Source organism: Kitasatospora sp. NPDC059571, assembly GCF_042735675.1.
In the GTDB taxonomy this organism is placed as follows: domain Bacteria; phylum Actinomycetota; class Actinomycetes; order Streptomycetales; family Streptomycetaceae; genus Kitasatospora.
This window is the reverse complement of the sequence record NZ_JBHWBW010000023.1, coordinates 12,271-33,874: the sequence shown is the minus strand read 5'-3', so window position 1 is coordinate 33,874 and position 21,604 is coordinate 12,271. Positions and strand designations below refer to the sequence as shown.

Genomic DNA, 21,604 nt, shown 5'->3' with positions numbered 1-21,604 from the left:
ATCACCACGCCAACGACGAGGGGCCCTGCCGCGTCACCGACACCCAGCTGACCAGGCCATTTCATCCTCCAGCACAGGATGAAAGACGCTCAGTGTGTGGTGTCAGATGATTGCTGCTGACGGGCGTTCGGCCTGCCGGTGCTGCCGTCGACGCAGGGCGGTCCCTGGGGCACGTAGTCAGCGGCGTGTCGTGGTGGGCAGCTGTTGAAGGGCGGGCACTATTTTGCGTTCGGGTATCGCCTGAAGTCGGTGGTGGTGATGGTCCAGTCGAGGATGGGGACCGGGTCACCAAAGGTGTGGTCGTAGCGGCGGTGGTACTGAGGCCCGTCGGGGGAGGTGCCGGGTTCGGTGTGGACCTGGATCCGTCCGTTGTTCGGGTCCACCAGGAGGTAGGCGGGGATTCCCATGGCGGGGTAATCGCGCATCTTGTCGATGTAGTCGCTCGTCCGGTTGGACGGGGAAACGATCTCTGCGACGAGCCGGACGTCGGCGGGGTGCAGGGGCTCCATCGTGTCTTCCTCGAAGGCTTCGAAGTCGACAACGAGGACGTCGGGGCGGCGGAGTCGTCCGAGAACCGGATCTTCGATGTCGCCTGCGGTGAGGGCGGCGAGCGCCGGCGGGATCTGCTGCTCGAGCTGGTGGCGGATCTTGAACGCGAGGAGATCGTGTGCCCTCGAGGGGGACATCATCATGACGATCTGATCCGCGCCGATCTCCAGGCCCTTGGCCTCGTCGGGCATGACCTTGGCCAGCTCGTCGGCGATGGCGCGGATCCGCTTGTAGTCCATGTAGGTCAGCCTATCGACGGTAAGACCAGGTGATGAGTGGACTCCGCGGGGCGCAACGTGTGTGCCTGATGGCGGCCCCGAGTGGTCGAGGCGGCCGGATGGTCTGGTCTTGCCACAGTGGCTCATGGGCGGGGGCTTGCGCGAGGGGCTGACCCGTTTGTGGCGCGTTCGCAGGCCCGCGCAGGTCAGCCGGTTGTCGAAGGTGCGCCGGCCGCGGGGTGGGGCTGGATGGTGCGGCGGTTGCCGGTGATGACATCGAGGTCAGGCCTCGAATTCCAGCGGCCGCTGAACGGGGAGAACGCGTTGATCCGAGACAGCCCGGGCCGATGGAAGAATGCCGGTATGGCCGACATCCACGTGCCCGAGCGCCACGCTCAGCTCTTGGAGTACGCGCAGAGCCTGACCCCGCCGTCGGGCTGGAAGATCGAGGTATCCGGCGACGAGATCATCATGATGGCGGGGCCGTCGCTGATCCATCAGCGCAATCTGCTCGTCGTCCGTGAGCAGTTCGACGCTCACCGGCCAGTTGACCTGATGCCGAGCGAGAACACCGACCTCGCCTCGCCCAACGTCGGCAAGCTCCGCAACCCCGACCTGACCTACATCCCGACCAGTGTCGCCGAACTGGGCGGCAACGATGTCCCGGCGGAGCTCGCCGTGATCGCCGTCGAGATCGTCTCTCCGCCGAATCCGGAGAACGACCTGGTCGGCAAGGTCCGCGACTACCCGCTCATGGACATCCCGATGTACCTGCTCATCGACCCCCGCGAGGGTGTCGTCACCCTCTACTCAGAGCCTGCCGCCGGTGTCTACCGCCGGCAGTGGAACGGCAAGTTCGGTGACGTCGTTCCGATCCCGGAGCCCTTCGCCTTCGGCCTCGCCACCACGGAGCTGATCCGCTACCCCGCCTGACCATCTCGTCCGCGGCTCCGGAACGGCGGTGCCATGCATAGGACGGCGTGGAACCGGCTCCTGCGGTGCCTGCGGGTGCGCGGCAGTCCACGGCCGCGCAGACCGCGGCACCCGGAGGCTTCAGTACCGGCGGCCCGGAGCACAGTGGTCGGCAGGTCTCACCCAAGTAGGCGGGGGTCGTCGACGTGGACGGTGATCGTCCCCGGTGGATAGACCTGCTCTTGGTCTGTGAGGATCACATGCATGGTGCCGCGGGAGCCGGTCGGCAACGACGTATACAGCGCATGGCAGGTATCGGGGGCGCCGATGCCGTCCCGGACCATGACGGCGACGGTGACCGCAGCCACGGAGTCGAGGGGCTCGATCTCAATGGCGGGGAGTGCGAGCGCGAAGGCGCCGGCATCCTGGGTCTGAGCTTCTGCTTCCATCAGGCACAGGGCGGGGACCATCAGATGGTTGAAGGGGGATCCGGCGGCGTTGTCAGCCAGCCGCAGCAGTGCCCGATGACCGGCGGCGAGCGCCGTGACGGCACCGGTGTCGAGGATGATCACGCCGCGGTTCCGCGCTTGAGACCCTGAACCGACTTTTCCGCCGCAACCGCATAGACGCGCTCCAGGACGTTCGGCATGGCGTCCAGCTCGCTGTCGTCGATCTCAATGCCGTAACCGCGCATGAGGCGGCGGCTCTCCTGGACACGTTCGGCAAGCTGCTCGGCGGTATGTTCCTGATTGGCCAAAGCCGTCACGAGGCCGCCGATGGTCATACCGCGCTCCTTGGCGAGCGCAGCGAGGTGGTCACGCGTGCTGTCGGGCACTTTGATGGTCGAGTCGCTCATGGATTACACGCTACACCGGTGGTGTAGAAAAGTAGATAGGCGGTTGCGGTGGGCTATTCCGCCGAGCCGTCCACGCCGAGCGCTGCCACGATCCGGCAGCCCGTTTCATAGCCAGGACCAGCCGCGGTATGCCGACAGACCCGGAGACGCTGCCCCTCAGCGCCCCGATCTGATCGCGGCCCGCGGCGCCGTCCGTGAATACGCCCGCCCCTACGTCTATGGCGCCCCTGTCGCCTGCATGGTCTAAGCATTAATGCTGCAGATGGCACCATCGTGGCCGTCGCCGCGGGCCGGGCGACGTACCTCGGGGTTGACCGGCCCACACGCCGGGGTCTGAACGAAGGTACTGCGTGAACCGAGGCTTGACCGGCTTCCATGGTGAGGAGCTCAGCTACCAAGGTGAAACCGGTAGGAAGAGCCGCGATCACTGGCCCACCGCGGACGTTGGGGATCGGTGGTCCGTCGCGGGAATGGTCACCCAGGTGGGCTCTACCATCTCAGCGCTTTGCCTCGTTGCGTTTGGCCTTCTCGGGGCCGTCGACCGCCTTGGGCTGCCTCGCGCGACTGCCGGTGGCTTCAGTCGTCGTACCGCTTGAAATCGGCAGTGTCCACCGTCCAGGGGCCGAACGGCACTTGATCGCCGAAGACATACGGCGTCACGTTGCTGTAGCGGGTGCCTGACGAACCGGGGGCTGGGTCCGAGTACGTGAAGATGAGGCCTTTACACGGGTCTACGAGCACCGTCGCATTCGACCTCCGTCGCATGTTCGACTTCGGCGCCTGACTGGGCTACTACATCCAGGTCGGGGTGCGTCAGCGGCAGTTGTGCGTTGAGTTGCCGGACGATACGTGTGGCGATCTCCTCGTGGCGCTTGACCGGGCTCATCATCACGATCACGCCGTTCGCGCCGATCTCGACAGCCCAAGCGCCCTGAAGTTGCTCAGCCACCGGCCATAACTCCTCGGCAACCTTCCGCATCCGCGCGTATGCCTCCGGATCGACCGACCCTGCCATCACCTGCTCCTTTCACGGGTTTCCGGCAGCTTGCTGGCGCCCTCGCATCTCCACACTACTCAGACCGCGTTTGAGATCTGTCGCTCAGCCTCCACTGCTGAGCAGGTGATCAGCAGCTTTCCTCGATGTAGAGGAGGGTCAAGCCGTCCGTCGAGGCGAACTCGTAAGGGTGGTAACTCGGTGTTTCGCCCGCGTTGAGCCTGTGCTTGATCTCGTGCCAGGCCGCAAGCCGGTCGCCCGAGGGAACATGGCGGAAGTGTCCACCGGCGCCTTCTCCGATGATCAGCTCATCCGCTTGAGTCGCGAGACGCTTGGCAAGGTTGCGGTGGAGCGGCCCTCGGATCTTCCGCCAACGGCGGCCCTCGTTATCGACGAATTCCTCGCTGCCGGCGGGAGATGGGACGCCTTCGTCGTACCAGTACTGGACCTGTGGCAGAGCGGCCATCATCTCCGCGAGAGTCGTCGTGTGCGGGCGCTTCTTGGGCATGGCGCAACTATCTCAAGTTGCGGATGGCAGCCTCACACCGGCGGCAAAGCTCACGGCGCCACGTGCTGAAGGGGCCGTGGGCCTGATCGGACGGCTGGTCCCCGTCGAGTGAGGCGTCGGACCATGACGCCGATCATCGCCCAGCGGATCATGGTCTCGGAGCGGGCCGGGCTGGTCTCGTAGTCGCGGGCCAGGCGGCGGTGGGCGGTGAGCCACGAGAAGGTGCGCTCTACCGCCCACCGCTTGGCCTGGACCTGGAATCCTCGCTGGTCGGGGTCCTTGCGGACGATCTCCAGGTCACGGCCGAGGATCTGCGTGGTCCACTCGACCAGGCGGCCGGCGAAGCCCTGGTCGGCCCAGATCTTCCGGACCCCTGGATGATCGAGCCTGGTCCACAGCAGGGGCCGCTTCGCGCCGTCGCGGTCCTGGACGTTCGCCGCGACGACGTGGACGGCCAGGAGCAGGCCGAGGGTGTCCGTGACGATGAACCTCTTGCGGCCCTTCACCTTCTTGCCCGCGTCGAAGCCCCTCGTGGCAGCAGGGACTGTGTCGGCAGTTCGGACGGACTGCGAGTCGATCAGACCCGCGCTCGGCTCCGCCTTCCGGCCATCAGCTTCACGGACCCTGCCACGCAGGGCGTCATGGATGCGCTCGACGGTGCCGTCGTCGTGCCACCACGTGAAGTACCAGTACACCGTCGGCCACGGAGCGAAGTCCTTCGGCAGCTGCCGCCAGGCACACCCAGTCCGCACCACGTAGAAGATCGCGTCCAAGATTCGCCGCCGCGGATGCTTCTCCCGCCGACCACCTTTCGGACCCACCCGCGCTGGCGGGAGTAGTGGCTCCACCAGTGCCCACTGCTCATCCGTCAGGTCCGACGGATACCCACCCCCAACAGCCTTCACGGTGAGCTCAACGAACACCTCAGCAACGGGACACGGCAGATCTCAAACGCGGTCTCAGGGACCCGCAATGGTTGCCCAGGGTGTGTCTTTCGGCCCGGCGAACCTGCTAGCCACTGCGTTTGCGGCGGTGGATTCGGCGCCTGCATCGGTCTCGGGCGCAGCCCGGCTGTGTCGGCGGCCGGGCGGCTACCGTGCGATTTTCGCTCACAGGTTCCGCAGGAGGCGGTGTCGCACGGGACCGGCCGGCGAGCCCGTTCCGACTGAGGTCGGTCAGTTCTGCACAGGTCGGGGCGGGGCTATCGTCCTGGTGCGCAGTCGTGAGTCTGGCGCCCTGCTCGCTGGCTCCGGCGGAGGTGAGCGGCCCCGGCCGAGTGTCCCCTCCGGCGGGGCCGCAACATGTCCGAAGCCGCCGTCGCGTCGAATCGCACCCTGGGCCGTGGTTACCGTCGGCTCGGACCCCCCGACCCGCCGACGGCCTCGGAACCCGTTCCCGCAGCGCCCACCGTTGCTGGCTGCGCGCGCCCTGCCGCCTTCCCCAGGCCGACGCTCTCGTCGGTCTGCGAGCCGCCGTCAGTCGCCTGGGGTTCCCTTGTGATTCCGTCCGTCGCGTCGGCCTTCGCCTTCTCGTCGCACAGCTCCGTTGTGAGGGCCTGGATCTTCTCGTCCTGCCCCCTCGCGACAGCGAGCAGGTGCTCCAGCTCCTGCGCGTTCATTGCCCGGTCGGCGCGCTTGATCATGCGGGCCACCTGGTCGGGCTTCGCCCGGTGCTCCTTGAACGCCTCGCTGACCTGCGGCCCCTTGACGAGGAGCGGGCCGATCCGGTTCCCGTCGGCGGTGACCTGCATGTAGTGGTGGAAGCGTGGGAGCTCGGCGATCCGCGCCGCGGACACGGCGCCGTTCCACTCCTCGGCCATCGCCCTCGACGCCGCCGCGGACCCGGAAGCGGTGCTGACCACGCTGCTGTTCTGCATCACCGATTCGCGGGTGGTGGGGCTGATCCGGTTGAGGAGCTGCGCCATGACGTGCAGGCGCCCGCCGAACTTCCGCAGCTGCTCCGTGATCGCCGCGATGGTCGGCCCGCCGGCCGGGTCGAGGGAGATCAGCTCGTCGGCGAACACGTGGAACGGCCTGCGGCTGCTCTCCGGCAACTCGCGGCGCGACAGCCCGGCCCGTAGCAGGTCCTGGAGGATCATGGAGACGAGGAGCCGGTCCGAGGGGCCGGTGCCCTCCAGGCACAGCCACACGATCTTCCCCCTGTCCATCGCGGTACGGATGTCGTAGGCACCGGACGGGGAGCCGAGGAACGCCCGGGTGACGGGATTGGTCGCCAGCCTCTCCAGCGGGTTGACGACCGGGCCGATCACCTCGGCGGTGTTGTAGCCGGCGAACGTCGTGGTCCACCAGCGCTGCTGATCCTCCGGCAGCAGGAACACCAGGGCGTCCCGCCACTGCTTGTCCGACAGCAACCGCCGTACCTGCAGCAGCGTCGCCTGCGCTCCGGGCCGCCCGGCCCGAAGCGCACACTCGTTGTAGTGGACCAGCGCCTCGCAGGCCTTCGTCAGAATCGTCATCGCCCGCGGCGCGGCACTGTCCGTCCACGCCAACGCCGTTGCGAGCGCATCGACCGCCGCGGTCACCACCCGCTGCGCCGCTGCACCGCCCTCGAGGGACAGAGGGTTCCAGCACGGCAGCACGGCGCCGGGCTGCTCCGCGCGGGCCAGGTCGATACGTCGCACACGGCCGGCCAGCGCGGGGTGGGCGAGGTAGGGGGCGGCGGCTGTCCAGGAATCGCCGTGCGGGTCGACGAACAGCACCCCGGCCCCCGAGTGGGCGAGCGCCAAGGCCCTGACCAGTGCCATCTCCGTCTTGCCGTAGGTGGACTTGCCGACCGCGATCGAGAACAGGAACTCCTCCGCCTTCGTGGCCACCAACCGGCTGTGGCCGTCCAGGGTGGCCAGGTGGCCGTGCGGCACCAGGGCGGAGCCGACCTCGTATGCCGGCAGCTCCGACGCCAGGACCGGCAGGACGGCGTGGACGGTCGGGGGCTTCAGCAGCCCGGCGAGCTCACCCACGTGCACCCAGTTCTGCTTGCGGGGTGCGACGTGCCCGCTGGCCCAGCGGCGGTCGAACGCGCCCCGCCGGTGCCGGCTGTCGGCCCCCCAGGACCACTTCAGGATGCGGCCGCCGTCCACACCGAGTCGGCTGTCCTCCCCATACACATCGAGGGCGGCGGAGACCTTCTCCAGCAGCTGCCGGGCCCGGCCCTCCCGCTCGGACGCGCAGCGGACCAGGAACTGGATGCGGACCAGGCCGTGGCCGGCGTGCAGGCGGCCGAGCGCGTCGGCGGGGTCGACCGCCCGCGGTCGCGGCGTGGGCAGCATGGGTGTGGGGGCTTTTGCGGACGGGTCGAGGAGGGACAGGAGCTGGTGGCGCAGGGAGTCCTGGACCTCGGCGGCGTCGGCGGCCGCGCGCCGGGCGGTCTTGCGGGCGGTGATGCGGTTTTTCTCGCGGGCCTCGTGCATCAGCTGCCAGCGGCGCAGCCGCAGCTGCCAGGCGGGGATGGCCTGGATGTCGAGGAGGACCTCGGCGAGCTCGCCGAGATCGGTCTGGATGTCGGCGACGGCGTCGATCAGCGGCTGCAGCGGGTCCGGGTCGAGCGGGACCTCGCGCAGCGCGGCGGCCGGGCGGCCGCGCAGCACGAACTCCGCGCGCACCGCGTGCAGCCGCCCGTCCGGCTCCGGCACGGGCACCTCCGCCCCGTCCTGCTCGCCCTTGGCCTGCCTCGCCTTCTTCGCGGCGGCCTTGCGGGCCTTCGCCTCCGCCTTCCGCTGCTGCTGCAGCTCCTTGTCCTTCTTGTCTCTCCGGTCCTGGGCGGCCTGCTTGGCGACCGGGTCTGCGGCTTCGGGTGCTTCGGCGACCGTGACGTCCTGGAAGCGGCTGCCGGCCAGCAGGGTCCTGGCCGCGGCCGGTGCTTCGATGCTGTACTCCAGCGGCACACTGCCGTCCGCCCGCAGCCGGATCCGTACCCGCCGGGTCGCGCGGGGCGCCCACCACGGTCCCTTGCCGGCGGCCCGCAGCAGCAGCGCGGTCTGCCGCCAGATGTCCTCCTCCGTCGGATCGAAGCGGCGGGTCGGGGTGAGCGTGAAGCGGGTGCGCAGGGCGAGGGCCCGCCGGGTGAGGACCTGGTGCACCACGCCGCCCGTGACCGCCGGGATGACCAGTAGGAATGCGATCAGGATGCTGTGGTCGGCGGCCCACGTGGCGGCCGTGGCCAGCCGGTCGCCGACGGCGGTGGCGGCGTGCCAGGCCCCGGCGCCGGGGCTGTCTGAGGCTGACACAGGGGTAGTCATCGGGTGGGCTCCCAGCCGTTGGTGGTGCGGGTGAAGGTGACGGTGGCGGGCCGGCGGTCGCCGAACTCGCTGCCCGGGGAGGTGCCGGTCCACAGCAGGTCGACCCGGGCCCGGTCCGGAGAATCGGCCGTGTGCGCGGCAGCGGCCTGGATGCGAACGCCGGTGTAGAAGTGCGGCGCCCCGGCGCCCTGAACCGGCGGGAAGTAGCCGGGCCAGCGTTCACGCCCCGTGCCGGTGGCCTCGGCCAGCCACACCTGCCGGGCCAGTGACGTGAGCTGCTCGGCGTCGGCAGCCGGAAGGTCGCTGGGCCGGTCCCGGGTGAAGGCGGCCTGCAGCGCCGCGTCGCCGTCCGGCCCGTCACCGGCGGCCGTGATCCCGGACGGCATCGCGGCGGAGGGCACTGCCGTAGGCGTGCTGCTCCTGGCTGGGGCGAGCGGCGTCGCCGATAGGGGCAGTGACGGCCCGTCGGATGGAACGGGCGGAGGCTGACCTGCCGCCGTGCTCGGTCCGGCCGCAGCGGCTGGGGATCGGGCCGGTGGTGTGGGGCGGGTTGGGGTGCCGGGGACCAGCAGGGCCAGGCCGGTGGCCAGCAGCAGGGCGGCGCCGGTCGCGGGCACGAGAGCGGACTGCTTGTTCATGGACTTCAACTCCTCGGATCGGGTCAGGTGAGGACGCGGGCGCCGCCCGCGTAGTCGTAGGGCCACACCGCGGCCTGCTTCACGACGTCGCCGGGCTTGGGGGCGTTGATCATCTGGCCGCCGCCTATGTAGAGGCCGACGTGGTAGATCCCCTCGCCGCCGTTGCCGAAGAAGACGAGGTCTCCGGGCTGCAGGGCACTGACGCCGGCGGAGGCCGGGATCCGCTGCCCGACGGTGGCCTGCTCGGACGCGACCCGCGGCAGCATCACGCCGACCTGCGCGAACGCGTACTGCATCAGCCCGGAGCAGTCGAACCCCACGACCGTCCGCCCGTCCTGACCGCCCTTCGAGCAGCAGATCCCCGTCGACTTGCCGCCCGGCCCGCCACCGCCCCACGAGTACGGCACCCCGAACTGCGCTCTGGCCGCAGCGATCACCCGCTGCGCCTTCTCGGAGGCGGTGCCGATCGGGCCGCCGGTGCCGAGCTGGGTGTACTGGCGCATCCACTGCAGGACCTCGTCCACGTACGCCTGGGAGGCGTTGTAGGAGTAGACGGCCGCGCGCAGCTGGGCGATGTCGGTCAGGTCCCGGCCGTTTCCGCACAGGTAGAGGGCGGCGGCGAGGGTCTCGTCGTCGGCATTGTTCGGGTTCGCGCCCCCGCCCGGTCGGACCCGGGCGGCGTAGCCGCGGAAGGTGGAGGGGAGGAACTGCACCGGTCCGACGGCGGCGTCGTACTGGCTGTTGCCGTCCCACGCTCCGCCGTCGGTGTCGTAGACGGGCTTGGTGTTGCCGCCAGCGCCGGCCCCGGTGAGGATCGGGCCGATGATCGGCGGGGTGACCATGCCGTCGGCCGCGATCTGGTGCCCGGCCGCGTGATCGGACTCGATCTTGCCGATCCCGGCGAGCAGCGCCCAGGTCATGCCCTTGCACGCGGGCACCATCTGCGGCATCGCGCCGGCCGCCCGCACGTAGGCGGCCATCATCCGCTGCGGGATCCCGGCAACCGAACCGGCCGGCGCGGTCGGCGTGGACTGGGAGCTCAGGCCGTCATCGAGGACCGCGAGCGCCGGGAGCAGCACGACCAGGCCCAGCAGCAGCGCCCCGAGGCAGCCCACCTTCTTCACTTTCTTCAGCCCGGTCACAGCACCGACCCCCCGCCGAGGTCATCGCCGTCGAGGTCGTCCACCGCATCGCCGGTGCCGGTGCCTGCCCCGCCAGCACTGGGGCCCGTTCCGGCTCCGCCGTTGTCGATGGCGCGGCGCAGCCGGAGGGCTTCGAGGGACGTGCCGCTGGGGTTGCCCAGGACGGTGCGGCTGACCCGGCGCATCACGTCCGGCGGCACGACGGCTTCGGCGGCCAGGCCGGCGGCCGCGGCGGCGGTGGGACCGGAGAGGATCTCGCCGGTGACCGGGTTGACCACCATCCCGGGTTCGTCGTCGACGACCTGGGCCGGCTGCGGCGGGATGATGCCGGGGCCGAGGGCGGCGGTGAGATCGGCCGGGCCCGCGTCGCCGTAGCCGGCCGGGATCTCGATGACGGGGCCGTGCGCGGTGTTGGGGTGCAGTTCGGCCTCGCTCGGCTGCACCTCGCGGAAGGGGTAGTCGGGGCCGCGGTCCTTGGCGTGGTCCCAGACCGGGGCGTGTACCGAGGACTCGGGCCACGGGCCGGTGTCCTCGACGGGGTCGACGAGGCCGCCGGTGGTGTTCCAGTAGGTCAGGCGCACCTCGTTGACGAGGTCGGGCCCGTAGACCTCGCCGAGGGTCGCGGCCCGGTGGTAGGCGTGGTTGTAGCCGGTCTTGACGGTGTTGTAGCCGGACCTGGTGAGGTTGTAGGCGGTGGGGATGTCCTTGCCCAGGTCCTTGGCGCCGGCCACCCAATCGGCCTGCCAGTCGCGGCGCACGTTCGAGTAATGCTGCCACTGCTGGCCGGCCTGGCCTCGGATCCGGTCGCCGGCGCGGTTGAGGCGCTCCCACGTGGCGGGCAGGCCGCCGACGGGCAAGAGGTCGAAGCCGAGCTTGCCGGCCTGCCCGGCGCGGATCGCGAGCCGGCCGGCCCGGGTGCCCAGCAGCGCGTTGTGCAGGGTGTGGCCGAGCGGGGTGATCTCCTGCGACGGGTCGTGCAGGATCTGGCCGGTCTTGCCGTCGACGACCATCGGGCGCTTGCCGCCCACGGGCTTGCGGCGCCGGGCGAGCTGCTCGGGGGAGAGCGGGTTGCCGACGAGCAGGTGGTGCGCGGCGTGGGCGGGAAGGGCCAGGGCGGCCATGCCGCGGCGCAGTTCTCCGACGGCGCCGGCGGCCATGGCGCCCGCGTTCATCGGGCCCAGGCCCGGGTCGGCGAGCGCGGTCAGGCCCTGGCCGATCCGGTGGCGCCGCAGCAGCGCGGCCTGCATCGCACCCCCGCCCCCGAACCCACCCCCGAAGCCTCCGCCGAACCCGCCACCACCGAGGCCGCCGCCGAAGCCGCCGCCGAAGCCGCCGCCGGGGGCGAGGCCGCCCATGGCCTGCGACATGGCCAGACCGAGGCGGGAGTCGTCGTCGGCCATCGCAGAGCCGCCGATCTTGGCGTAGCGCATGCGGGTGGCGAAGCGGTCGCCGACGCGGCCGGCGGCGGCGAAGATCCGGCGGTGGAAGACCAGGAGCACGATCGCGAAACCATCCATGATCAACAGGCGCTGGATCATGACGGTGCCCTTGGAGTTGGACAGGATGCCGTCGGCGCCGAGCGCGAACAGCGGCAGGGCCAGGGAGAGGGCGAACTCGGTGACGATGCTGGTCATGAAGACGCCCAGCCACTTCCACAACGCGGCCCGATTGCCGCCGGGCAGCATTGCCCAGATCAGCGCCACTGGGGTCATCGCGGCGGCGATGACATCGGCGAACTGGCAGCCCAGGTGCACCAGCGCCATCGACAGCACGACGATCGCGACGATCAGGGCCGCCAGGAACACCAGCAGGGTGCCGCCGACCCGGTCCCAGGTGCTGTTCCGGGAGAAGTTGTAGGCGTCCTTGCCCTCCTGGCCGTGCTTCTGCAGCTCGGCCTCGAGGTTCTTGAACGCCGTGCTCGTGCCGTCCAGCGAGGGGCACAGGGCATCGCTGCCGAGCCAGTCCGAGCCGCCGCTGGTGCAGTCCGAGCCGCCCGGCGCCGCGTCGTACTTTCCGTGGATCCAGTTGTCGTGGACTGTGGCGAGGTCCGACTTCGGGGCGGGGATCAGGCCGTACTGGAGCAGCTGATAGGGCTGGACGACAAGAGTGCGGGTGAGGATGACCCGCATCGGGCAGGCCGGGTCCGCCTTGTCCTTGTCCGAGGTGCAGCCCGGCTGCGCTCCGTTGACGGTGGCGGCGGCCTGCCCGACTTCGTGGGCGGCCTGCTGGCTCTGCGCGAGCGGCCCGTCGGGGCCGAGGACGGTGCGGGGGGTGAGTGCGGGCAGGGAGACGAGGGTGGCGAGGAGCAGGGTCAGGACGATTTCGCCGGCGCCGCGGCCGACCTTGCCGCGCATGACCAGGACCAGGCCGAAGGCGATGCCGGCGGCGAGGAAGACGCCCCACAGGCTCAGGTTGTTGGCCATGAGCTGGAAGAAGTCGTAGTGCAGCTTGTTCGCGGTCTCGGTCAGGGTGGAGACGATCGGGAAGTTGAAGATCCATTCGACGAGCCAGCACACCAGGCCGACCAACAGGCGCACCAGCGAGAAGATCGCGCCGAGGAGCAGGTTGCACACGTGGCTGCGCATGTCGGTCAAACCGCCCGGCTCGGACTGCAGGTCGTAGCGGTCCAGCGCGACATTCTCCGAGGACAGGACGTTGAGCGGGGCGAGGATGCCGCCGCGCTCGCTGGAGTCGGCGGCCTGCGCGGGGCAGGCGCCCGCGATCAGGAACAGCAGCACCATCCCCACGGTCATCAGCACGGTGCGCCGGCCCGGCCAGTAGTCCCGGGCGAATCGGACGACGACCTGCCCGGAGGCCCGCAGCCGCTGGGCCGTCGTGGTGGTCGCGGTCATCGCAGGCTCGCCTTCCGCAGCGGGTCGCCGGTCGGCTTGCGGCCGCCGGGGGTGGTGAAGATGGCGCCGTACTTGGGCAGGGTGGGGATGATGACCTTGAGGGTGCCGATGCGGCCGCGGGCGTCGCGCAGGAGCATCTCGCCGGCGCGGGCCTTGTCGCCGTGGGGGGACAGGCCGGACGTGACGAGCTGCAGGAGCGCTTCGTCGTCGCCGGGCAGTCCGAGGAAGGTCAGGCCGCGCCGGGCCATGGCGTCGTCGGTGGTGCGGGCGAGGACGCGCTGCGGGATGAGGCCCTGGATCGTCTCGCTGCCGAGGTCGAGGGCGTCGTGGCCGCCCATGAGCAGGCCGGCGTTGTGCTTGCGGCCGTCGTGCGCGAGCTCTTTGACGAGGGATGAGCCCTCGGTGCTGCTGGTCAGCCAGTAGCACTCGTCGGTGACCACTGTGCAGAACCGGCTCCGGTCGGAGAACGCGACGTGCCGGGAGATTGCCGCGATCAGGTAGAGGACGGCGCGGCCGATCAGCGCTTCCAACGGCTGGGTGCGCAGCACCTCCGGCCGTGCGAGGGCCTCCTTCGGCGGGAGGGTGAGGCCGTTGGTGGTGAAGACGACCAGGTCCGCCTCCAGGCCGGACAGCGACAGGGCGGGCAGCGACGGGTCGAAGACCATCGCCGCGAGCGGCCGGTCCGCGACCGTGTGGAGGAGGTCGAGGACGTCGGCGGCGCCCTCGCCGCGGGCGCCGCCCTCGGTGGAGATCGACCGGAGCTCGTCCAGGACGGTGCCCATGTGCGGGCGGGCGCCGTGGGCGGCGGCCTTCACCGCCCGCGACAGGGCGGCGCCCTGCGCGGACATCGCCTCCAGGTTGCACTGCAGCAGCAGGTACGACAGCGCTGCCGCCTCGCCGGCCGCCCGAGGCAGGACCCGCAGCGGATCGATGCTGACCTGGGCCTTCGCCGCGTCGATGACCCGGCTCCGCTCGGGGGCGAAGACACGCGCGAAGTCGGCCCACTCGCGCTGGTTGGTCCGGTCGATGACGATCGCCCGGTGCCCGCGGTCCACCAGGTCGCCGGTGAGCTTCTTCAGCAGCACCGACTTGCCCGACCCCAGATCCCCGAGCACCGCGAGCGAGGCGGCCGCGTTGTTCAGCGGAGCCGCGGCCAGGTCCAGCAGCACCGGCCGCACCGTGCCCACATCCAGGCTCCGGCCCAGCATCGGACCGGTCGCATCCCCGAGCTCGCTCGCGGTGAGCGCGCCGGACATCGCCCAGTCCTCCGACAGCTGGTACTGCGTCACCTCCCGCGCCCGCATCGCCGGCCCCGCCGCAGGCAACCCGAGCGCGAACAGTCGCTCCTGCCCACCGCGCGGCACGATCACCCCGTAGTCCGCCCCCGACAGCCGAGTCCGCAGATCCCGCGCCCGCTCGTCGCACAGCTGCGCACTCGCCCCCCATACGGTGAGCACGGTCCGGGACTGCACCTCCCGCTCCACGGAAGTGCGCCCGAGCCGGGCCTCCTGCTCACCGAGGGTCTCGGCGGCGAGCGGGATGGAGTCCGGGGCGCCGGTCGGCCTGGTCGCCCACTGGTCGACCTGGTCCGCGAGCTCCGCCTTCTTCTTCGCGATCTGCGCCTTCGCCTTCGTGGAGTCGACCAGCGTCATGTCGACCACCGCGTCCACGGGGTAGTTGAGGATCTCCAGCTGCGCCAGGATGTCCGCGGACTGCTCCGCGACGGCCTGCGGGATCTCCTCCAGCGCGAGCTGCGTCTGGTAGCCGGTGCCGTCCTCCGTCTCCACCTGCAGCCACAGCTTGGACAGCGCCGTGCCGTCGAACCGCGACGCCAACCACCGCCGCAGCCCGCCGCGGTCCTCCACCTGCGCGTCGGCATCGGGCGCCATGCCGCCCTCCAGCAACCGGACCTGCCCGAGCGAGGCGTAGCTCGGGCTGCGCAGTTGCGCGCCGACGATCCGCCCGCCGCGGGTCCGGCTCGCCTCCGCGTCGGACAGGAGGGGTTCGGCCTGGCCGCGGTGGACGGCGTGCTGGTGCATCCACACGATCTCCGCAGGCCGGGCCGCCCGGATTCCCAGGCCGCCGCCGAAGCCGGCCTCGACCTGCCGGGCCACCCCCCGGTACAGCTGCACCTCCGCCAGCGGCACCGGCGCGATCGGCATGCCGGCCTGCTCCCCGAAGGTGGCCCACATCGACCCGCGGGCCTGCGAGAGCTGCGCGGCCCGCCCGGGTGCCTGCAGCGGGACGGCCAGCCACAGCGTGCGGCGGTGCATCTCGGTGCCCGCGAGCATTTCGAACGCGGCCGCGGCGCTCTCCTCGGCGCCCGGGTGCTCGGCGGGGTCGATGCCCTCCAGGGTGCGCATCGCGATCTCCCGGGCGTCGACCTGCGCGCAGAGGCTGTAGATGCGCACCGACCCGGACAGCGAGCGGATCAGCGAGGTGACCCGGCCCAGCACGTCTTGGCGCTCCAGGGCGGAGGCGTAGCGGGAGCCGACCGGGGTGATCCGCCAGAACGCCCACACGGCGCCGGACGTCGACCACACGAGGTGGCCGGAGATGTGCCTGATCGCGACCCTCACTGCTGGTCTCCTGTCGGGTTGGCGGCGGCGGCCGCGGCGAGCATCTGCTGAAGGGGGGTGAGTGCCGGTCCACTCGGCGCGGCCGGCTGCGGCCCGGCGGTGTGCGAGGCCCGCCGGGTACGAGAGGCCGCGGCGGTGGACCGGACCGGCTGAGGCCGCGGCGAGCCGTGCGGGGGAGCCGTGGCGGCCGGGGGCGTGGGCGCGGTGGGTGAGGCAGGCGCTTCCTCGGCGACGACGGAGCCGGCGCTGTCGGAGCTGGTGCTGTCGGGGTCGAGGTCCTCTTCGATGAAGAAGGAGCCGTTCATCAGCACCGGGCGCATTGGCCGCGCGGCCCGTCCGGCGATCCGGCCGGCCCGTGGGGCAATGGCCAGGGCGGCGGCGTCGAGGACGACCAGGAACGGCGAGCGGCCGCCGATCCGCGAGTGCCGCGCGGCCCAGATCGCGACCCCCCACGCCACCACCGGAAGCGGGCCCAGCACCGGAGCCCACCAGGTGAACGTCTTGATCAGGGCGAACGCCCCGATCGAGGCGACCGCGAGCTGCGGCGGTGTGTAGGGGCCCATCGGGATCCGCCAGTCACCGAGCTTGCCCAGCACCCACGGGTGCCGGCGGGCCCGGGTGTAGGACCGGCCGATCCTGGGGCGCGCGGCGCTGCTCACAGCCGGCCCGTGAAGACGCCGCCGGGCAGCTCGGCCGGCAGCCGGTGCGCGCCCTGGGCCGGGGCAGGGGCGCCCGGGTGGTCGGTGTACTCGCTGTCGAACATCGACGCGATCGACGTGCGGTTCGCGTAGATCGACCAGCAGATCACCAGACCGATCAGGCCGCCGATCGCCGCCTTGATGCTCATCTTCCGGATCGCGTGGATGATCACGATCGCGCCGAGCGCGATCATCAGCCCCGCCCCGATCCACGTCTTCAACGTCTCGGCCCACGCGTTGCCGAAGTTCTGCACGGCCCCCGCGAGGACCATCGTCTGCTGAGCACCCATCACCGCACCCCGTTCGAGGAAGAAGGAACCGGCTGCGGCGAGACGCTCGCACCGGAAGGAGAAGAAGAGGAGGACGCGGCGGAGGAGGAGGCGGCCGGGGCGAGGGCGGCGATCTCCCAGCGGCCGGCGCGGGCCTGCAGCCGCAGCGGGTAGCTCAGGGGCCACTCGCCGATCGCATCCGTGGCGCGGATCTGGGCCTGGACCTCCAGCACCGCGCCGTCCGCCGGCGCCGAGGGCACCGGCCCGGTCGCCGCCAGGGTGTCCAAGGCGATCGACGTGTAGACGGCGCCGGGCGACGGGACCCGCACACTGGGGGACAGGTAGCGGGCACTGTCGCCCCGGCCGGTCAGGTACGCCGTCAGGTAGTCCGTCACCGTCTGCCGGATCGGCCCGTCACCGATCGACGCCGCGTACGAGCGCTGCACCGGATCGGCTCCTGGCAGCACCGGCGGAGCCGCCACCAGAGCCGGCGCCGCCACCACCGACAGCGCATCCGGCGCCCCGGCCGACGCCGTCGAGCGGACCATCTGCACCGGCACCGCGAAGTACCGCACCGCCAGCTTCCCCTGCGCGCCGGCACCCGGCTGCGCGCCGCGACCCTGCGCAGAATCCTGCGCACCGCCTTGCGCAGGGCTTTGCGCATCAGCGTCGCCTTGCGCAGCCGCCGGCAGGACCATCGTCGCGGCGACCGTCACCTGCCACGTGCGCCCACCCATCGGCACGCTGCGCACCGCGACGACCTTCTCGACGGTTGCGCGCGCAAGGCCGGCCGGCCGCGGTGCGTCGACGGTGGGGGCCATGGCGCGCAGGGCATCGGAGGTCTGGCCGTCCGGTGTTCCGCGCAGCCACAGCTGGACGAACTGCTCGGCGTAGCCGGTGGGCGGGGCGATCGTCGGCGGGGCGGCGGCCTGGATGACGGGGGCGCCCTGGGCGAACTGCGGCAGCGCCACCGCTGCGGCCAGGCCCAGCCAACCGGCGGCCAGGGAGGCCCAGATGCCGGCCCGGGTGACCGAGGCGCGGTGCTGGGCGCGCCGCAGATCACCGTCGGAGGCGATCGGAGAAGGGGCCGGCGCGCGGTCGCGCCGGGAAGGAGAGAGGTGCACGGTTGGCTCCAGGGTCGTCAGCGGAACTGCTGTCGACCCAAGGAACCCCGCACACCTTGACGGATCCCTTGATGATCAAAGCCGCTACGGTAACGGCTTCATATCGACCCCTGTCAAAGCTCTGAACTGCGCTTTCCCGTTGGCCATCAAGGAATCCCGAGAGGCCGTCAAGGTATGGCCGGCATACCTTGACGGCCCCGGCGGAGCCCCAGAGGGATTCCTTGATGGTCCGACCCGCCCAGGGCAGGTTCCTTGATGGCCTGCCAGGCCCGGTACGGGGATTCCTTGACGGTGCCGGTCCCGGCCGGGGTCGATTCCTTGATGGCCGTTCCCGCGCTGGCGGGACTCCTTGATGGCCGGCACCTGGACTCCTTGACGGTCGGGCAGACGGTCCTTGACGGCCGGCGGAACACCTTGACGGCGAGCCCGGGGCGAAGCCGAGCCGGAGGCCGATCCCTGGTCCGGCCTCCCGCCGCTGCTCCTCACCCGGCGGGTGCGCAAGCGCAACCCGCGGTCCCTCGCGCAACGGAGGGGCGAGCCGGTGCGCAAGCGCAGAGCGGATCTCGGGGGCGGAGCGGTGCGCGGGTGCGCATGCGCAAGGCGATGGCGGTGGAACGAGGCCCCGCGCAAGCCGGGCGGTTGCGCATGCGCAAGGCGGGCCTTGATCGACAGGGGCATCAAGGTGGGGGCGAGCACCTTGATCCGCGGTGTTATGGGGTCGTTATGAAAGCACTCCTTGATCGTCAAGGGATCCGTCAAGGAGTGCGGGGTTACCTCGGGCGTCGATCACCGTGACCGACGTGACCGAGGAGAATCACCATGCAGCTTCCCGCCGTCCTGCTGCCCGGCCTCGGGCTGAGCGTCCCCGTCCGCTTGGCCACCCTGGCCGCCGCGACCTACCTGACCGCCGGCGCCACCTACCTCGCGGCCACCGGAGTCAGCAGCCCCCTCGGGCGCATCCACCGCCGGGACATCGGCACCGGACACCTGGCCGCCGCCCTCGCCGCAGCGGTCTGGGCGATGGCCGTCCTGCTGTGGCCCGCCCCACTCGCGTGCCGCAGCGCCCGATCGCTCGCCGCTCGGCGGTCGCGGCCCGCAGCCCCGGCCCCGGTCGAGGCGGCGCCAGCGGTGTCGCTGGCGAAGTCGGCCGTTCCGCCGCGCTGGTACCGGGCTGAGTACACGGCCGTCCAGGTCGTCCTCGCCGAGGGACGCACCGTCATCGCCCGCACCTGGGCCGGCGGTCTCGTGGACGACGCGGTGATCGAGTTCGGGCCCGACCATCCCTGGACCCGCGACGCCTGGGAGCTGCTGGCCCACATTGTCCAGGTCGCCCTCGACCAGATCCCCGAGTAGACCGTGCCGCGACGGCCCGTACCGGGCGCCGACCCGATTCTCTTCCCGGAGCGCCGGACGGCGGGTTTCGACGCCGACCGCGCCGGGGTGTACGTGACCCGCGGCCGCGACCTCGCCCCGGCGGTGATCCGGTGACCGACTTCCTCACCCGGCTCTCCACGGGTCCGGATGGCGAGCTGGTGTGCGGCGGCCTGGACTACATCGAGTTCGACGTCCGGCTGGCCCGGGACGGCTCCTGCCCGTCGACGACGAGGGCCGCCTACATGGCGCTCGCCACCTTCGCCGACGTCGAGCAGCACATGACCTTGACTGCCGAATCGGTCGCCGGCTGGTCCGAGGAACTGCGCCACGAGGTGCTGCCCTACCGCAAGACCGTCGCGGCCTGCATGGGCCGCTCCCCGAAGACCTTCGACCGCGCCGTCACGGACCTGGTCCACCGCGGCTTCCTCGTCGTCGAGGCCCAGTCGAACCCGGACAACCCGGCCGTGTCGGAGGCCAACGTCTACCGGCTCACCGACCGGGAGCGCTGGGCCCGCCAGCTCCTGGCACGCGCCCACGGGCCGGCTGCCGCGCCCCTGCGCGGACCGGACGGCCGGCCGCTGCCCCGCGTCCACCGCACGCCCGGCATCGACTACGTGAAGCTCGACGCCCGCATCGTCCGCACCGAGCTGCGCTCCCCGAACTACAAGAGCGTCTACGCGGCCGTCGCCACCTTCGTCAACATCAACAACCGCGCCATCACCGAACGCCCCCCGACCATCGCCGAACTCTGCGACTGCACCGGCCTGGGCCGCACCGCAGTGAACGCTGCCCTCGCGCAGATGCGCGCCGACGGCCTGCTCACCACGCGCGACAACTACCTCCCCGCCGCCGACGGCGGCGGCCAGGCGGCCAGCAGCTACTTCCTCCTCGACGCCCGCCTGTGGCGCCGCCGATCCGCCGCCCGCGACGACGCCGAACTGGCCGCGTTCACCGGGGGGTGTGGTCACCAGACGAAGGGGGGTGTGGTCACTACGCGAAGGGGGGTCTGGTCACCAGCCGAAGGGGGGTCTGGTCACCACGCGGACACCATTAAGAGAAGTAGTGAGAACCGTGGAGAGGAGCCCCTCCCGGACGCCCGTAGGGCAACCGCGGGTGGTTTCGCGCGCGAGCCGCGCAGCACACCCGCGGCCCCGAAGCCGAACCGCACCAGCGGCTCCGCCGCGACCACCACGAAGCCCCGCACCACCACGACCCGCACCACCCGCTCCCAGCCGATCCCCGGCGAAGACGACGTGTTCGCGATGATCGACGCCCTCGGCGTCAGCAAGCACCCGGCCCTCCGCGTCCCGCCGCTGCGCCGTGCGGTGCGCGACCTGCTCCGAGCGGGCCGCACCCCCCAGCACGCGCTCGCCCGGATCAACGCGGGCTGGTGGCGGGCCGGGGTCCCGGAGCGGATCACGGCCGGGGAGATCCGACGCCCGGTCGGCTACCTCGCGGCCATCCTGAGCGCGCAGGAGTGCGAGCGGCCCGACTGCGAACGCGGCGTCGTCCTCGGCACCGGCGACGACTGCCACACCTGTGGCCTGCGGGCCGCCGAGCGGCAGGCCGAGCACGCCCGACAGCACCTGGAGCAGGCCACCTCAGCCCTCGACCGCCAGCCGCCGGCACCGAAGCGCCCCACCGGAACCATTCCGCGCCGCACGGCCGCCACGACCGTGGTCACCTGGCGATGCGAAGCCCCCGGACCGGACGGCTTCGGCGGCGACCCGTGCGGCCGCCCGGGAACCGGCACCCCACCTGCCCTGCGCATGTGCCCCGACTGCCTTGACCAGCTGCGCCAGGCCATGGGGTAGTGACCAGCGCCGGCCCGTTCGGGGCGGCCGTCGTCGCGAGCTGCGGTCGCTGCAGGGCGGGAGAAGGTGGACGATCGAGATGTCACAGCCACGCGCAGCATCTGGGCCGAGCGAGGTGACGATGCGCCGATCCGCCTTTGCTGCTGTTGCGGCAGCCGTAAGCCTGGTGGCTGGTTGCGCTGGCGGAGCCACCACTACTCAGCAAGCCCCGGGTACGGCAGCTTCCTCTCCACAAGCTCCGAGCCCGGCAGTCTCCTCCGCTCAGCGGTCGCCGCAGGCGTACCGGATCGGGGACTCTTTCGTCCTCCCGGGTAGCAACAACATCGGGACCTTCCAGATCACCGTTGATGGAATCTCCAACGCGGTCGACCCCGCGGCTGTGCAGGCTTACGCCCAGGAATACGGCTCAGCAGAACCCCCACTCGACACCCAGCCGGACCCGGGTCAGAAGTGGGCGATCGTGGCCGTCCACGGCACCAACACAAGCAACCAGCCCGCCTTCTTCCTCACCCAGTTCTTCGTCCTCACCGCTGGCGGAAAGCAGTTCGCTGTCGACATAAACGACAAGAAGTCCCAAAGCGTCGCGGACGGCTACAACTACACCCGAAACCGGGAGCTGAGCACCATGCTCAACCCCGAGCAGACCGGCTACGAATGGGTCGTCTACCAGATCCCCGAACAGCTACCGGTGCAGTCCATCCTGATCAACCCGACCGGATCCTCAACCACCCCCGATACAACCGCTACTGTCGACCTCACCAGGCACTGAGCCCCAGCAATCTCCGACGCGCCAGACCTCCACGCTGCGTCGACCGTCCTGGG

General features: G+C 71.1%; 19 protein-coding genes. 5 read left to right on the top strand and 14 right to left on the bottom strand.

The genetic code is table 11. The features are described 5' to 3' along the window. Positions 1-218 precede the first annotated feature (218 nt). On the bottom strand, positions 219-788 hold the full coding sequence (locus ACFV0G_RS05180) for a Uma2 family endonuclease (protein ID WP_380541842.1): 570 nt from the start codon (positions 786-788) through the stop codon (positions 219-221). A 342-nt stretch (positions 789-1,130) separates the two neighbouring features. On the opposite strand from ACFV0G_RS05180, the gene ACFV0G_RS05175 reads away from it, so the two are divergent. Further along, positions 1,131-1,700 (top strand): Uma2 family endonuclease, encoded by a 570-nt coding sequence (locus ACFV0G_RS05175; protein WP_380541839.1) that lies wholly within the window; start codon positions 1,131-1,133, stop codon positions 1,698-1,700. A gap of 158 nt (positions 1,701-1,858) precedes the next feature. Here ACFV0G_RS05175 and ACFV0G_RS05170 read toward each other — a convergent pair whose 3' ends face one another. The 13 genes from ACFV0G_RS05170 to ACFV0G_RS05110 all read right to left on the bottom strand — a co-directional run bounded on the left by ACFV0G_RS05170 (position 1,859) and on the right by ACFV0G_RS05110 (position 17,594). Further along, a complete protein-coding gene (locus ACFV0G_RS05170) occupies positions 1,859-2,251 on the bottom strand; it encodes a hypothetical protein (RefSeq protein ID WP_380541836.1) in 393 nt (130 codons plus the stop codon). Next, complete coding sequence (locus ACFV0G_RS05165) at positions 2,248-2,535, bottom strand: hypothetical protein (protein ID WP_380541833.1); 288 nt, start codon at positions 2,533-2,535, stop codon at positions 2,248-2,250. The genes ACFV0G_RS05170 and ACFV0G_RS05165 overlap by 4 nt, the downstream gene beginning before the upstream one ends. Positions 2,536-3,256: 721 nt before the next feature. Continuing rightward, complete coding sequence (locus tag ACFV0G_RS05160; protein ID WP_380541830.1) at positions 3,257-3,550, bottom strand: hypothetical protein; 294 nt, start codon at positions 3,548-3,550, stop codon at positions 3,257-3,259. A 109-nt stretch (positions 3,551-3,659) separates the two neighbouring features. Then, positions 3,660-4,037, bottom strand: coding sequence for a hypothetical protein (locus ACFV0G_RS05155; protein ID WP_359895021.1), 378 nt, complete (start codon positions 4,035-4,037; stop codon positions 3,660-3,662). Positions 4,038-4,087: 50 nt separating this feature from the next. Beyond that, positions 4,088-4,942 carry an IS5 family transposase gene (locus ACFV0G_RS05150; protein ID WP_380541845.1) on the bottom strand — a complete coding sequence of 285 codons (855 nt, stop codon included), beginning with the start codon at positions 4,940-4,942 and terminating at the stop codon, positions 4,088-4,090. Between the two features lie 440 nt (positions 4,943-5,382). Further along, a complete protein-coding gene (locus tag ACFV0G_RS05145; RefSeq protein ID WP_380541826.1) occupies positions 5,383-8,280 on the bottom strand; it encodes a type IV secretory system conjugative DNA transfer family protein in 2,898 nt (965 codons plus the stop codon). A gap of 8 nt (positions 8,281-8,288) precedes the next feature. Continuing rightward, on the bottom strand, positions 8,289-8,678 hold the full coding sequence (locus tag ACFV0G_RS05140) for a hypothetical protein (RefSeq protein ID WP_380541824.1): 390 nt from the start codon (positions 8,676-8,678) through the stop codon (positions 8,289-8,291). A 275-nt stretch (positions 8,679-8,953) separates the two neighbouring features. Next, entirely contained in the window at positions 8,954-10,072 is a 1,119-nt protein-coding gene (locus ACFV0G_RS05135; protein ID WP_380541821.1) for a C40 family peptidase, read from the bottom strand. Beyond that, a complete protein-coding gene (locus tag ACFV0G_RS05130) occupies positions 10,069-12,924 on the bottom strand; it encodes a hypothetical protein (protein WP_380541818.1) in 2,856 nt (951 codons plus the stop codon). The genes ACFV0G_RS05135 and ACFV0G_RS05130 overlap by 4 nt, the downstream gene beginning before the upstream one ends. Next, complete coding sequence (locus ACFV0G_RS05125; RefSeq protein WP_380541815.1) at positions 12,921-15,503, bottom strand: ATP-binding protein; 2,583 nt, start codon at positions 15,501-15,503, stop codon at positions 12,921-12,923. Before ACFV0G_RS05125 ends, ACFV0G_RS05130 begins: the two co-directional genes overlap by 4 nt. Continuing rightward, complete coding sequence (locus ACFV0G_RS05120; RefSeq protein ID WP_380541812.1) at positions 15,500-16,162, bottom strand: hypothetical protein; 663 nt, start codon at positions 16,160-16,162, stop codon at positions 15,500-15,502. Before ACFV0G_RS05120 ends, ACFV0G_RS05125 begins: the two co-directional genes overlap by 4 nt. Then, complete coding sequence (locus tag ACFV0G_RS05115) at positions 16,159-16,491, bottom strand: hypothetical protein (protein ID WP_380541809.1); 333 nt, start codon at positions 16,489-16,491, stop codon at positions 16,159-16,161. The genes ACFV0G_RS05120 and ACFV0G_RS05115 overlap by 4 nt, the downstream gene beginning before the upstream one ends. After that, positions 16,491-17,594: a hypothetical protein gene (locus ACFV0G_RS05110; RefSeq protein ID WP_380541807.1), complete on the bottom strand. Its 1,104-nt coding sequence runs from the start codon at positions 17,592-17,594 to the stop codon at positions 16,491-16,493. Before ACFV0G_RS05110 ends, ACFV0G_RS05115 begins: the two co-directional genes overlap by 1 nt. Before the next feature lie 819 nt (positions 17,595-18,413). Between ACFV0G_RS05110 and ACFV0G_RS05105 the strand changes: the two genes are divergently transcribed. From ACFV0G_RS05105 to ACFV0G_RS05090, 4 genes are all read left to right on the top strand, one after another. After that, complete coding sequence (locus ACFV0G_RS05105; RefSeq protein ID WP_380541805.1) at positions 18,414-18,947, top strand: hypothetical protein; 534 nt, start codon at positions 18,414-18,416, stop codon at positions 18,945-18,947. A gap of 3 nt (positions 18,948-18,950) precedes the next feature. Further along, a complete protein-coding gene (locus tag ACFV0G_RS05100) occupies positions 18,951-19,082 on the top strand; it encodes a hypothetical protein (RefSeq protein WP_380541803.1) in 132 nt (43 codons plus the stop codon). Next, a complete protein-coding gene (locus ACFV0G_RS05095; RefSeq protein ID WP_380541800.1) occupies positions 19,079-20,782 on the top strand; it encodes a hypothetical protein in 1,704 nt (567 codons plus the stop codon). The genes ACFV0G_RS05100 and ACFV0G_RS05095 overlap by 4 nt, the downstream gene beginning before the upstream one ends. 379 nt (positions 20,783-21,161) lie before the next feature. Beyond that, positions 21,162-21,551, top strand: a complete 390-nt coding sequence (locus tag ACFV0G_RS05090; protein ID WP_380541797.1) for a hypothetical protein — start codon at positions 21,162-21,164, stop codon at positions 21,549-21,551. Positions 21,552-21,604 lie beyond the last annotated feature (53 nt).